This window comes from Pseudaestuariivita atlantica, from assembly GCF_001205715.1.
In the GTDB taxonomy this organism is placed as follows: domain Bacteria; phylum Pseudomonadota; class Alphaproteobacteria; order Rhodobacterales; family Rhodobacteraceae; genus Pseudaestuariivita; species Pseudaestuariivita atlantica.
In genome coordinates, this window is sequence record NZ_AQQZ01000002.1 from 562,188 (window position 1) to 574,608 (window position 12,421).

The following is a 12,421-nucleotide window of genomic DNA, read 5'->3' on the forward strand; positions in this document are numbered from 1 at the left end:
AGCGACAGATGCAGACGCGCAGCAAGGTCTTTGACGATATCTCGCAACTGATGACCAACGCCATGGGCGTGGCGCAGGGTGCCAAGGCCGAGGCCGAAACGGCCATGAACTCGATGATCGACCGCTGGCTGGCGGATCGCGATTTCGTCACGCGTGAGGAATTCGACGCCGTGCGCGCCATGGCGCAGAAGGCCCGCGAGGAAAACGAGGCCCTGAAGGCCCGGATCGAGGCGCTGGAAGGCAAGTGATCCGCGCCGCGGGCTGATGTCCCGCGGAACAGGTTCCGGTCAAGCCGCCAGCGCGGCACGGGTTGTCGTGATCCGAAGCGCGGCCTGCGCGGCCTCGCGCCCCTTTTCGACGAAATGGGCCCGGAAAAAGCCGGTATGCGCCGCCGTCTCCTGGTAGTGGTGGGGTGTCAGGGCGACCGACAGAACGGGCACGCCCGTCTCCATCCCAGCCTGCATCAATCCGTTGACGACGGCTTGCGCAACGAAGTCGTGCCGGTAGATGCCGCCATCCACGACCAGCGCCGCCGCAGCAACGGCGCCATAACGCCCGGTCGCGGCGAGGTCGCGGGCAAGTAGCGGCATTTCGAACGCACCCGGTACGTCGAACACATCCACCTGCGCAGGCGGTATGAGTTCGGTGAAGCCGCGCAGGGCCTCGTCCACCACGTCGGCGTGCCAGTTGGCCTTGATGAAGGCAAAGCGGGTGTGTGTCATCGGGAATCCTCCTTTGGGTCAGACACGTCACCCAAGGCGATCCCATGCATCCCTCGCCGCCGGAAAGTCCGGCGGGATCGGATGCACGTTCTCTTCCATCCGGACTATGACCGTCGGCTCAGGCATTTCACCTGATCTGCTGACACCCGAAGCCTTGTGTGGCTCGGGCCGCTCGCGGGCTCGCGGATCATGCCGCATACCGCCGGTGGGGAATTCCGCCCCGCCCTGAGAACGCGCGCAGGGTGACGGCAAGCGGCTTTCAAATCAAGCGAAACCTCGGCGATGGCCCAAGTCTTGTGATCGTCTGTTGGATATCCACAGCTTATAGAGGTTGTCCCCAAGAAATAGCTTTACAGCCGCAATCCGACCTGTGCACCATGAAGCCAAGGGGAACAGGCAAACCAACTCCCCGGCAAGCAGGCACCAGGCGCCCGGGCGCTGCCAAAGCCCAGGCTCCGATAACAACGAGGGTGGCAGCATGGCGCTTTCCGAGCAGTACCTAGAGGACGACATTCATCCCATCGACATCGTGGAGACGCTGGCCGCGCACCACGACTGGGATTTCGACCGTATCGCCGACGACCAGATCGCGATGGCGGTCGAGGGCCAGTGGCGCACCTACTCGATCACGCTTGCATGGTCGGCCTATGACCAGACGCTGCGCATGGTTTGCACCTTCGAAATGGAACCGCCCGAGCACCGCCACGGCGAGCTGTTCGAGGTCCTGAACCTCATCAACGACCAGTGCTGGTGCGGGGCGTTCACGTGGTGGGACGAACAGAAGCTGATGGTCTACCGCTACGGCCTTGTCGTGGGTGACGGGCAGACGCCGTCGGCGGACCAGATCGACACCATGATCGGTGCCGCGGTGATGTCGGCCGAACGGTATTACCCGGCGATCCAGCTTGTCACATGGGCCGAACGCGCCCCGAAAGACGCGATCCAGGTCGCGATCGCCGAAGCCTACGGCCGCGCCTGACACCTGCATTCCCTTCCGCGCGCCACCCGTCTAGGGTCCGCGCGCCGGAAGGGAGGGCGACATGACCATTTTCGACGACATCACGCAACGCGGCATGGTCCTGCTGGGCTGCGGCAAGATGGGCTCCGCCATGCTGGCCGGGTGGCTGGCAGAGGGACTGCCCGCCACGTCGGTCCACGTGATCGACCCGAAACCATCGGACTGGGTGACCGGCACGGGTGTGCATGTGAACGCGGCCTTGCCGGACGCGCCCGCCGTCGCCCTGATCGCCGTGAAACCCCAGATGATGGGAGATGCGCTGCCCGCGCTGCAAGGCATGGGCGGGGGCGGCACGCTGTTCATCAGCGTGGCGGCTGGGGTCACCATCGACGCGTACGAGCGCGTTCTGGGCGCGACTTCACCCATCATCCGCGCCATGCCCAACACGCCCGCGGCCGTGGGGCAGGGGATCACCGCGCTTGTCGGGAACGGGGCAAGCTCGGCCGCGCATCTGGACGGGGCAGAGGCCCTGATGCAGGCCGTGGGGCGCGTCGTCCGGCTTGAGACCGAGGATCAGATGGACGCGGTCACGGGTGTGTCCGGGTCCGGCCCGGCCTATGTCTTTCACCTGATCGAGTGCCTGGCAAAGGCCGGGGAAGCGCAGGGATTGCCCGCCGACATGGCGATGGACCTCGCCAAGGCCACGGTCGCGGGCGCGGGCGCGCTGGCGATGCAGGCTGACGAGACACCCGCGCAACTCCGCGTCAACGTCACGTCGCCCAACGGGACGACGCAGGCGGGGCTCGAAGTGCTGATGGCGGAATTGCCGGACCTGATCGCGCGCACGGTCGCCGCTGCAACGGACCGGTCAAAGGAATTGCGCGATGGCTGAGATCACCTATGACGATTTTCTCAACGTCGATATCCGCGTCGGTACCGTCACGCGGGCAGAGCCTTTCCCCGAGGCGCGCAAGCCCGCGATCAAGCTGTGGATCGATTTCGGGCCGGAGATCGGGGAAAAGAAGTCCTCCGCTCAGATCACCGTGCATTACACGCCCGAAGACCTGCCGGGAAAGCAGGTGATGGCGGTGGTGAACTTCCCGCCGCGCCAGATCGGGCCGGTCCGGTCAGAGGTGCTGGTGCTGGGCGTGATGGACCCGGACGGCGCGGTGGTGCTCATTTCCCCCGATCATCCCGTGCCGAACGGCGGCAGGATGCATTGACGCCCGTCGCCGTGTCTCCGGTCAGCCCCGATCCGCGTTGAGCCGGTTTCTTTCGTCACCGCTCTTCACGTCGCCCACCGCCTCGCGCCAGTGCTTGCGGCACAGCGACACGTAGGTTTCGTTGCCGCCGATCTGAACCTGCGCGCCGGTTGTTGCGACCTGTCCGTCCGCGTCGCGCCGGATCACCATGGTCGCTTTCTTGCCGCAGTGACAGATCGTGCGGACCTCCCGCATCTCGTCGGCAAGCGCCAGCAGGACCGCCGAGCCGAGAAAAAGCTCGCCCAGGAAATCGACGCGCAGGCCATAACACATGACCGGCACGCCCAGGTCGTCCACGGCACGCGCCAGTTGCCACGCCTGTGCGGGCGTCAGGAACTGCGCCTCGTCCACGAACACGCAATCCACCGGCTGCGTTGCAAGACGGGTCTGCAACCGGTCGAACAGATCGTCGTCGGGCGTGAAGATGTCGGAGGGGCTGTTGATGCCGATCCGCGACCCGATCCGCGCCTCGCCCGCGCGGGTGTCCATCTCGGCGGTCAGCAGGTAGGGCACCATATCCCGCTCGCGGTAATTGTGCGCGGCCTGCAGCAGAGCCGTCGACTTGCCCGCGTTCATCGTCGAGTAGTGGAAATAGAGCTTGGCCATGCCCCGCTATGCCCCGGCGCGCGGGGCCTTCGCAAGTCCGCGCGCCGCTTGATCGGCGGCGGCCCGCATCAGGATCAGGACGAGATCCTGCTTCCGGAGTGGTGGCGGCCATGGCACGCCGGTCTTCCGCCTTCACGCATCGGCCCGTGGGCCGGTGCGTGCTCTCAACCAAGGCGGGTGCGATCCACGGGGCAGTGCCACCGGGTCGCCCTCCGACTGCATGACCGATCTCGTCCTGACCCGCGATGCCGGGAACATCGGCCGACCCCAGAACACGGGGCCTGCTGGGACGCTAATGACATCCCCCTAAAAACCCATTAATGGGAAACGGGACGGGGATTTCCCCACTTTTGGGACAGGAATGGGCAAGTCATTATGGCCGGAATCGGCAGCTATTTGAAAAAGCACACCGAGTCTTTGGTGAAGGATGTGGGGATCGAACCGGCATGCGAGTTGACGGGAAAGTCAAAGGCGACGCTGGGGCGGTATTATTCCGACAATCCCGAACACGCTGACCGGTTCATGCCGGTCGATGCCGTCGCGCAGCTGGAAGAGGCGGCGTCTTATCCGCACGTGACCGCCGCACTGGCAGAATTGCGCGGGATCACAATGTCTTACGACGACCGGCGCCCGAACTCCAAGGGGTCGGGTGGCGTCAACTCGGACGTGATCGCGCTCAGCCAGCGGTTTGCGATGCTGATGGCGGAATACAACCAGTCGATCGAGGATGGCGTCATTTCGGTGAACGAGGCCAAGCGGCTGCTCAAGGAAACCGTCGCGTTGCAGCAGGTTCTGATCGACATGAAGCTGCACCTCGAAGAAGAAGCGCCCTGAAACATCCGCCCGCGCCGTGACGTCACGTCATTCGGCACGCACGTATCACGGGAAAGTTGCGCATGGACCTGACCGATCTGCCGGCGGTGACGCCGGAGGGGTTGAACGAGATCGATGTCGAGGCGCTCAGGGCTCCCGGCGATCCCGGTCATCCGCCGCGCATCCTGCTGCTCTACGGCTCCCTGCGGGACACGTCCTATTCCCGTCGCGCCGCCGAGGAGGCCGCGCGCATCCTGCGCGCGCTGGGCTGCGAGACGAAGATGTTCGACCCGGCGGGCCTGCCCCTGCCCGATGGCGCGGCCGCCGATCATCCCAAGGTGGCCGAACTGCGCGAGCTGGCGACATGGTCCGAAGGCATGGTCTGGTCGAGCCCCGAACGCCATGGCGCGATGACGGGCATCATGAAGGCCCAGATCGACTGGCTGCCGCTCAACATGGGCAGGGTGCGCCCGACGCAGGGCAAGACGCTGGCGCTGATGCAGGTGTCAGGCGGGTCGCAGTCGTTCAACGCGGTCAACCAGATGCGCATCCTCGGACGCTGGATGCGGATGGTCACGATCCCGAACCAGTCCTCGGTGCCGAAGGCTTGGCTGGAATTCAAGGGCGACCGCCTGCCGGACGGGCCGCTTTACCGCCGCATCGTCGATGTCATGGAAGAACTGGTGAAGTTCACGTGGATGGTGCGGGGCCGGTCGGAGTATCTGGTCGATCGCTACTCCGAACGGGTTGAAAGTGCCGAGAAGGCGCGGGAGCGGGTGTCGAAGCTTTAGGGGGGCGTCGGCTGGCGAGCAGCCGACCTACGGCGAGGGTTTGTCGTCTTCGAGATAGTAGCGGACGTTGTCGCGGAAGCTGTTGTCGGCGGCCAGGCCGAGGGCAAGTGCCTTGGCCGGGTTGAACGCATAGCGCCAGCCCATCACGATCTTCTCGATCTCGGGCTGGCTTTCGAACCGGATGCGCTGTGCGGGTTCCGGGCCCGCCACATCGCGAAGGGCGTCGATCAGATCGCCAATCGTGTGGGTCAGGCCGGGCATCGTCATGTTGACGTTCATGCCAAGCGCCTCCTGCTCCACCTCCGCCACGCGGACGAGGTTTTCGACGCACATGCGCGGGCTGAGGTAATAGTGCTGGAAATCGAGGCCCACGGGGCAGATCGCCTCTTGGCCGTTCAGCGGCTCGCGGATGATCGAGGACATGAAGGATGACGCCGCGCGGTTCGGTTTGCCGGGCCGGACGCTGATCGTCGGCAGGCGCACGCCGCGGCCCTGCACGAATCCCTTGCGGGAGAAATCGTTCAGCAGCAGCTCGCCCGCCGCCTTCTGCGTGCCATAGGACGTCTGCGGGTTGGTGGCCGTCCAGTCCTCGATCGGGTCGGGGACCTCGCCACCCAGCGTCGCGATGGAAGACGCATAGACGAAGACCGGCGCCGTGCCGATTTCCCGCGCGCGTTGCAGCAGGTGCAGCGTCCCCATCAGGTTGACGGCGATGCCGTGGTCGAACTCGACCTCGGCATGGCCCGACAGGATCGCGGCAAGGTGGTAGATGACGGTGGTGTCGTCGTCGATCATGCCCGCCACCTCGGCGGGTTCGGCGATGTTGCCGACGCGCGTCGAGACGGGAAAGGGGGCATCGACCGGCGCGGGTTCGACGATGTCGGCCAGCACGATTTCGTCGATGGCCGCGCCGCGCAGCGTGCCGCGTTCGGCGAGCCGCCGGGCCAGTTTCTGTCCGACCAGCCCGCCGCCACCGGTGATGAGGATCTTCATGTGTCGCGCCCCTTCAAGCCATCCCTTGGTCACGGTCTAGCGTGAAACGCGGGCGCGATCCACTTGGGTCAGGCGCCGCCGATCATCTCTGACTGGCGCACGATCACCTCCGCCTGCCGGATCGAGGCGATGTCGACCAGCCGACCCTTGTAAACCGTGGCCCCCGCGCCCGAGGCCTTGGCCTCTTCCATCGCGGCGAGGATCTCGCGCGCTTCGCGCACCGCGTCTTCGGACGGGGTGAAGACCTCGTTCGCCAGCGCCACCTGCTTGGGGTGGATGGCCCATTTGCCGACCATGCCGAGGGTGGCCGAGCGCAGGGCCTGCGCGCGGAAGCCGTCGTCGTCCGAGAAATCGCCGAACGGGCCGTCCACGGGCAGGACGCCGTGCGTGCGGCAGGCGGCGACGATGGCGGCCTGCGCCCAGTGCCACGGGTCGGACCAGTGCTTTTCGCCTTCGCGCAGCATGTAGTAGTTTTCCTGCGTTCCACCGATGCCGGTCGTGGCCATGCCCATCGAGGCCGCGAAATCGGCGGCGCCGAGGCTCATCGCCTTCAGGCGGGGGGAGCTGGCCGCGATCTCTTCCACATGGGCGATGCCGGCGGCGCTTTCGATGATGACTTCCAGCGTGACAGGCTTGGTGCGGCCGGTTGCGGCCTCGGCGGCGGTGACCAGCGCATCGACGGCATAGACATCCGCGGCGCGGCCCACCTTGGGGATCATGATCTGGTCGAGCCGGTCACCGCCCTGTTCGATCAGGTCGACCACGTCGCGGTACCAAAAGGGCGTGTCGAGCCCGTTGATCCGCACGCTCAGCGTCTTGTCGCCCCAGTCGATGTCATGGGTCGCCGCGATGATGTTCTTGCGCGCCTCGGGCTTGTCGTCGGGTGCGACGCTGTCTTCGAGGTCGAGGTTGATCACGTCTGCGGCGCTCGCAGCCATCTTTTTAAAGATCGCGGGGCGCGATCCCGGACCGAAAAGCTGGCAACGGTTCAGGCGGGCGGGGGCGGGGGGTTGCAGGCGGAAGGACATCGGCGATCCCTTGGTAATATCGTTACGTTTGGCTTGGGCCTTGCGATAGAAAACTGCGCGGGGTAGCGCAAGGCGATTTTGCAGTTGCAGCATTTTCCGTCGTCATATCGGGACGATCAAGCGTATTGCTCAGATGATGCGCACGTTTTGTGCAAGATTTGGTAATATTGTGAAAGATCATCCTGAAAAATCTGCGCATGACAAGGATTCTGCACGGTTCTTGTTTCGGGATTTCGCTAGCTTTGGCCGACTCGTTCCGGGAGACAGACCATGATCACCACGCCCTATCTTCTTTTCCTCGGGGATGCGCCCGACCAGCTTGCCGCAAAGGTGGCGCAGGGGATCAAGGATTGGCGGCCCGAGAACGTGGTCGGCCAGTTCCGCCTGCCGGGGTGTGGAGCGGACGTGAAGGTGGCCGACAAGACGTTGCAGGAAGCCTGGGACGAAGGCGCGAAAACGCTGGTGATCGGTGTTGCCAACCGGGGGGGCGTGATCTCGGCGGCGTGGAAATCCGTGCTGCTGGACGCGCTGGAGATGGGGTACGATCTGGCATCGGGCCTGCATAACCTGTTGCGCGACGAGGCCGATCTTGTCGCGGCGGCGAAGAAGCATGGCCGTACGCTGCATGACGTGCGGGTGCCCTCCGTCAAGTATCCGATCGCGAACGGCAAGAAACGCAGCGGCAAGCGGTGCCTCGCGGTGGGGACCGATTGTTCGGTCGGCAAGATGTACACGGCGATGTGCATGGATGCCGAAATGCGTGCGCGGGGTCTGAAGTCGACGTTCCGCGCCACCGGGCAGACGGGCATCCTGATCACCGGGTCGGGCGTGCCGCTGGACGCGGTGATCGCCGATTTCATGGCCGGGTCGGTCGAGTGGCTGACACCCGACAATGACGATGATCACTGGGACATGATCGAGGGGCAGGGGAGCCTGTTCCACGTGTCCTATTCCGGGGTCACGATGGCGCTGGTGCATGGCGGACAGCCCGACGCGCTGATCCTCAGCCACGAACCGACGCGCAAGCACATGCGCGGCCTGCCGGATTACCAGCAACCGTCGCTGGAAGACCTGCGCGATGTGGCGCTGCGGCTGGCGCAGGTGGCGAACCCCGATTGCAAGGTTGTCGGCATCTCGATCAACACCCAGCATATGGGCGAGGACGAGGCGCTGGCCTATTGCGCCGAGGTCGAGGCGCGCATGGGCCTGCCCACGGTCGATCCGTTCCGGCATGGCGCCGGGCGGCTAGTGGATGCCCTGCTAGCGTGACCATGCGGTGCGGCTGCGCCGCGCTTGATCCTGGCGCGCGTGGCGGGCGTTCGGCCAATGGGTGATCGGCGGTCGTGATCGTGGCGGTCGTCGGATGCCTCCGGCGGACATATTTGGAAAGAGAAGAAGGAAAGGCAGCGCCATGCAGATCGAGGTGACGCGGGACGTGTTTCGGCTGGCGCAGGTCTTTACCATCAGCCGGGGGTCGCGCATGCAGGCGGAGGTGCTGACGGTCCGGGTGCGGACCGGTGCGGACCGGGGGTGGGGCGAGTGCGTGCCTTATGCGCGGTATGGCGAGACGCTGGACAGTGTCGAGGCCGAGATCCGGTCTTTGCCGGAGGGGGTCGACCGGGTGGCCTTGCAGGAAGCCCTGCCCGCCGGTGCGGCGAGGAACGCGGTCGATTGCGCGTTGTGGGATCTTGAAGCGAAGCGCGGCGGTTGCCGGGTGTGGGAGCTTGCGGGTTTGCCGGAGCCCGGACCCGAGATCACCGCCTATACCCTGTCGCTCGACACGCCCGAGGCCATGCGGGCGCAGGCGGCGGAGCATGCCTTTCGGCCGTTGCTGAAGATCAAGCTGGGAACCCCCGACGACATGCCGCGGCTGGAGGCGGTGCGGGCGGGTGCGCCGGATGCGAAGATCATCGTGGACGCGAACGAGGGCTGGAGTGCCGAGGTCTATGCCGATCTGGCGCCGCATCTCGTGCGACTGGGGGTGGCGCTCGTCGAGCAGCCTTTGCCGGCGGGTGAGGACGACGCGCTGATCGGGATGGACCGGCCGGTGCCGGTCTGTGCCGATGAAAGCTGCCATGACCGTGCGTCCTTGCCGGGGCTCGAAGGCAAGTATGACGTGGTCAACATCAAGCTCGACAAGACCGGCGGGTTGACCGAGGCGCTGGCCCTGAGAGAGGCGGCGCTGGCGGCGGGATACAAGGTCATGGTGGGGTGCATGGTGGGGTCGTCGCTGGCGATGGCGCCGGCCACGCTTCTGGCGCAGGGCGCCATGGTGACCGACCTCGACGGGCCGCTGCTGCTGGCAGAGGATCGCGAGGTGCCGCTCTTGTTCGATGCGGAGGGCGTGCATCCTCCACGGAAGGAATTGTGGGGCTGACCCCGCGACGACAACGCATTTGAACCGGCGATTGGAAGCGCGTAGGACGCTGTTGACCGCCACCTGCCCATCTGACGCCGAGGAGAGCGCACCCATGACCCGCACCGTTTACGTGAACGGAGAATATCTGCCCGAGCACGAGGCCACCGTTTCGATCTTTGATCGCGGGTTCCTGATGGCGGACGGCGTGTACGAAGTGACGAGCGTTCTGGACGGCAAGCTGATCGATTTCGACGGGCATTACGCGCGGCTTGAACGGTCGCTGGGGGAGCTGGACATGGCGAACCCGACCACTCATGAAGACCTTCTGGAGGTGCACCGCGAACTGGTGCGCGCGAACGGCATAGAGGAAGGCATGGTGTACCTGCAGGTCACGCGCGGCAATCCCGGTGACCGCGACTTTGCCTTTCCGCCGGAAGACACTGCACAGACTTTGGTACTGTTCACGCAGTCGAAACCGGGACTGGCGAACTCCCCCGCGGCAAAGACCGGGATCAAGGTGATCTCGATCGAGGATCAGCGCTGGGCGCGGAGGGACATCAAGACCGTGCAATTGCTGGCGCCGAGCCTTGGCAAGATGGCGGCGAAGCGCGCAGGCGCGGATGATGCGTGGATGGTCGAGGACGGCCACGTGACCGAGGGCACGTCGAACAACGCCTATATCGTCAAGGATGGCGCGATCATCACGCGCGGCCTGTCGAACGACATCCTGCACGGGATCACGCGGGCGGCCGTGCTGCGCTTTGCGGCGGAGGCCCAGATGCAGGTGGTCGAGCGGCTGTTCACCATCGACGAGGCGAAGGAGGCCGATGAGGCGTTCGTGACTTCGGCATCGACCTTCGTGATGCCGGTCGTGTCCATCGACGGGGCCGCCATCGGCACCGGGGAGCCGGGCCCGGTGGCGAAGCGGCTGCGTGAAATCTACCTCGAGGAAAGCATGAAGGCGGCGATCTGAGGCTGTGGCGCTGCGCCGCCTGATCGGTCTTCTTGCCGTCGTCGTTCTTGTTGCCGGCGCCTGGATCGTCACGCGGCACTTGGATGCGGTGGCCGAACGACGGGCGGCGACGGAAGACGCGGTTGCGCTGATCCTGTCCGGGACCCGCCACGGGGTGACCGGGGAGGTGACGCAAGGCGTGGTGGCGCTGTCGGGCACCTTCGACACCGAGCGCGAGGCCGCCGACGTGCTGCCGCGGCTTGCCGGGCTGGATGGCGTGGTCCGCGTGGAGGATGCGACCACGACGCTGCCGCTGGGTGCGCCCTACACGCTGACATTGAGGCAGGGCAATGCCGGGTTGCAGGTTTCGGGGATGGTGCCGGACGCAGCCGTCCGGGCCTTGATCGCGGACAGGTTGGGCGAGGACCTGACCGCAACGGTCGAGCGCAGGGGCGGTGCGCCGGAGCGGTGGGACGAAGCAGTCACGCTGGCGCTTGACCTGTTGCCATCGGTTCAGACCGGGGTGGTGCGCCTGGAGGACAATGTGTTGAGCGTCTCTGGCCTTGTTGCGACGCGTGACGATCGCGACCGCATCCGCGCTTTGACGTTCGATCCGCCGGACGGGTTCACCGTGGACCTTGCCGTGTCGTTGGGAGAGATCGCCCGACCGCTGTCCTTCAGCGCGCGGTACGAGGCGGGGCGTCTGATCCTTGCCGGGAACGTCCCGCAGGTCATGGTGCCCGCGATCCTTGCCCATGCGCGCGACCGGGCTGAGGTGTCGGGTACCTTGAACACGTCGACATCGGAGCAGGGGCGGCGGGTATGGCCGGAGGTCGCCTTTGCCGCGCTGGACGCGCTTGTGCTGACGGAAAGCGGCGCGGTGTCCGTGGCCGGCGGGCGATTGCGGTTGAACGGGGTGGCAACCGCCGAGGCGCAGGCCGACATTGCCGAGCGTCTGGGCCGGCTTGGCGATGTCGTCCTGGTCGTGACGCTCGATCTGCCCGAGTGAACGCCTAGCCGCTCGCTAGCGCGGTAAAGGCGGGCCAGGCATCGGGATCGGCGACCGTCTTGTCCCGGCAGGTGGCATTGCAGAATCCGTAGGTCTTGCCCTCCATTTCCAAGAAGTGCGTGACCGGTTTGCCGGAGTAGGGGCAGGTCTCGTTCACAGCCGGACCGTGCTCAACCGCGTGGGCGGCGCGAGCGGAGGGGCCGGGCCATGGGCGCGGTGCATGATCCATCGCGTACCACGGCAGGGTGTCCCCCACGACCAGCCCCAGCGCGCGCCAGCGGCGAAAGGCCGGGTCGGCAAGATGCGCGGCGACATACCGAGCGGCCGCGTCGTCCACGGGCAGGTCATAGGTGGCGATGCGTGCGGCGACAGGGGCATAGAACGCATCCGTCAGCGTGTAGGCACCGAAAAGCCATGGCCCGTCGCCTTCCGCCATTCCATGCGCGTGGGACCAGAGCGTGCAGATGCGCTCAAGATCAGAGAGTACGCCGTCGGACGGGGAAAAGCCGGAATAGGACGCGCGCAGGTTCATCGGGCAGTCCGAACGCAGGTCGGAAAAGCTCGAATGCATCTCGGCCACGAGCGACCGGGCGGCTGCGCGCGCGCGCGGCGCGGACGGCCAGAACGCGATGTCCGGGTGACGGGTTGCCAGTTCCTCAGCCATGGCGAGCGTGTCGCTCATCACCGATCCGTCTGATGCTTCGAGGCAGGGCACCGTGCGCGCGGGGGCGAGCCGGGCCATCTGCGCGGCAACGGTTTCGGCGTTGAAATCCACCAGCCGCGTTTCGAAATCGAGGCCGAAGCGGTGCAGCATCAGCCACCCCCGCAACGACCAGCTGGAATAGGCGTAGTCGCCGATATGCAATATGTAGGTCATTCGGCAAGTGTCGCGGGCATCACGCTCCGTTTCAAACAAAAGGTTGTTACC

The 12,421-nt window shown here is 65.8% G+C and carries 15 protein-coding genes and 1 riboswitch; of the genes, 10 read left to right on the forward strand and 5 right to left on the reverse strand.

Annotation, left to right across the window (positions count from 1 at the left end):
• Positions 1–8: 8 nt before the first annotated feature.
• Positions 9–248: an accessory factor UbiK family protein gene (locus tag ATO11_RS06235; RefSeq protein WP_050529952.1), complete on the forward strand. Its 240-nt coding sequence runs from the start codon at positions 9–11 to the stop codon at positions 246–248.
• Positions 249–287: 39 nt separating this feature from the next.
• Here ATO11_RS06235 and ATO11_RS06240 read toward each other — a convergent pair whose 3' ends face one another.
• Positions 288–722 carry a 6,7-dimethyl-8-ribityllumazine synthase gene (locus ATO11_RS06240; protein WP_050529953.1) on the reverse strand — a complete coding sequence of 145 codons (435 nt, stop codon included), beginning with the start codon at positions 720–722 and terminating at the stop codon, positions 288–290.
• A gap of 83 nt (positions 723–805) precedes the next feature.
• A riboswitch (FMN riboswitch) is annotated at positions 806–959 on the reverse strand.
• 241 nt (positions 960–1,200) lie between these two features.
• Here ATO11_RS06240 and ATO11_RS06245 point away from each other — a divergent pair.
• The 3 genes from ATO11_RS06245 to ATO11_RS06255 all read left to right on the forward strand — a co-directional run bounded on the left by ATO11_RS06245 (position 1,201) and on the right by ATO11_RS06255 (position 2,903).
• Complete coding sequence (locus ATO11_RS06245; protein WP_050529954.1) at positions 1,201–1,701, forward strand: type III secretion system chaperone family protein; 501 nt, start codon at positions 1,201–1,203, stop codon at positions 1,699–1,701.
• Positions 1,702–1,762: 61 nt separating this feature from the next.
• Complete coding sequence (gene proC / locus ATO11_RS06250) at positions 1,763–2,572, forward strand: pyrroline-5-carboxylate reductase (RefSeq protein WP_050529955.1); 810 nt, start codon at positions 1,763–1,765, stop codon at positions 2,570–2,572.
• Positions 2,565–2,903 (forward strand): tRNA-binding protein, encoded by a 339-nt coding sequence (locus tag ATO11_RS06255; RefSeq protein ID WP_050529956.1) that lies wholly within the window; start codon positions 2,565–2,567, stop codon positions 2,901–2,903. The genes proC and ATO11_RS06255 overlap by 8 nt, the downstream gene beginning before the upstream one ends.
• Before the next feature lie 21 nt (positions 2,904–2,924).
• On the opposite strand, the gene ATO11_RS06260 is transcribed toward ATO11_RS06255, so the two are convergent.
• Positions 2,925–3,548 (reverse strand): thymidine kinase, encoded by a 624-nt coding sequence (locus ATO11_RS06260; RefSeq protein WP_050529957.1) that lies wholly within the window; start codon positions 3,546–3,548, stop codon positions 2,925–2,927.
• A 375-nt stretch (positions 3,549–3,923) separates the two neighbouring features.
• Between ATO11_RS06260 and ATO11_RS06265 the strand changes: the two genes are divergently transcribed.
• Complete coding sequence (locus ATO11_RS06265) at positions 3,924–4,382, forward strand: hypothetical protein (protein ID WP_050529958.1); 459 nt, start codon at positions 3,924–3,926, stop codon at positions 4,380–4,382.
• Positions 4,383–4,444: 62 nt separating this feature from the next.
• Entirely contained in the window at positions 4,445–5,152 is a 708-nt protein-coding gene (gene arsH, locus ATO11_RS06270; RefSeq protein WP_050529959.1) for an arsenical resistance protein ArsH, read from the forward strand.
• A gap of 27 nt (positions 5,153–5,179) precedes the next feature.
• On the opposite strand, the gene denD is transcribed toward arsH, so the two are convergent.
• On the reverse strand, positions 5,180–6,145 hold the full coding sequence (denD, locus tag ATO11_RS06275) for a D-erythronate dehydrogenase (RefSeq protein WP_050529960.1): 966 nt from the start codon (positions 6,143–6,145) through the stop codon (positions 5,180–5,182).
• A gap of 68 nt (positions 6,146–6,213) precedes the next feature.
• Positions 6,214–7,173 carry an L-malyl-CoA/beta-methylmalyl-CoA lyase gene (locus tag ATO11_RS06280; protein ID WP_050529961.1) on the reverse strand — a complete coding sequence of 320 codons (960 nt, stop codon included), beginning with the start codon at positions 7,171–7,173 and terminating at the stop codon, positions 6,214–6,216.
• Between the two features lie 270 nt (positions 7,174–7,443).
• Between ATO11_RS06280 and dgcN the strand changes: the two genes are divergently transcribed.
• The 4 genes from dgcN (at position 7,444) to ATO11_RS06300 (ending at position 11,493) form a co-directional block, all read left to right on the forward strand.
• Positions 7,444–8,442 (forward strand): N-acetyltransferase DgcN, encoded by a 999-nt coding sequence (gene dgcN, locus ATO11_RS06285; protein WP_050529962.1) that lies wholly within the window; start codon positions 7,444–7,446, stop codon positions 8,440–8,442.
• Positions 8,443–8,584: 142 nt separating this feature from the next.
• The gene (dgcA, locus tag ATO11_RS06290; protein ID WP_050529963.1) at positions 8,585–9,550 is read left to right on the forward strand and encodes an N-acetyl-D-Glu racemase DgcA; all 966 of its coding nucleotides are present in this window, start codon (positions 8,585–8,587) and stop codon (positions 9,548–9,550) included.
• A 94-nt stretch (positions 9,551–9,644) separates the two neighbouring features.
• Entirely contained in the window at positions 9,645–10,505 is an 861-nt protein-coding gene (locus ATO11_RS06295; RefSeq protein WP_050529964.1) for a D-amino-acid transaminase, read from the forward strand.
• A gap of 4 nt (positions 10,506–10,509) precedes the next feature.
• Positions 10,510–11,493, forward strand: a complete 984-nt coding sequence (locus ATO11_RS06300) for a hypothetical protein (protein WP_050529965.1) — start codon at positions 10,510–10,512, stop codon at positions 11,491–11,493.
• A 4-nt stretch (positions 11,494–11,497) separates the two neighbouring features.
• Here the strand turns inward: ATO11_RS06300 and ATO11_RS06305 are convergent, their stop codons facing one another.
• Positions 11,498–12,370 carry a glutathione S-transferase gene (locus tag ATO11_RS06305; RefSeq protein ID WP_050529966.1) on the reverse strand — a complete coding sequence of 291 codons (873 nt, stop codon included), beginning with the start codon at positions 12,368–12,370 and terminating at the stop codon, positions 11,498–11,500.
• Positions 12,371–12,421 lie beyond the last annotated feature (51 nt).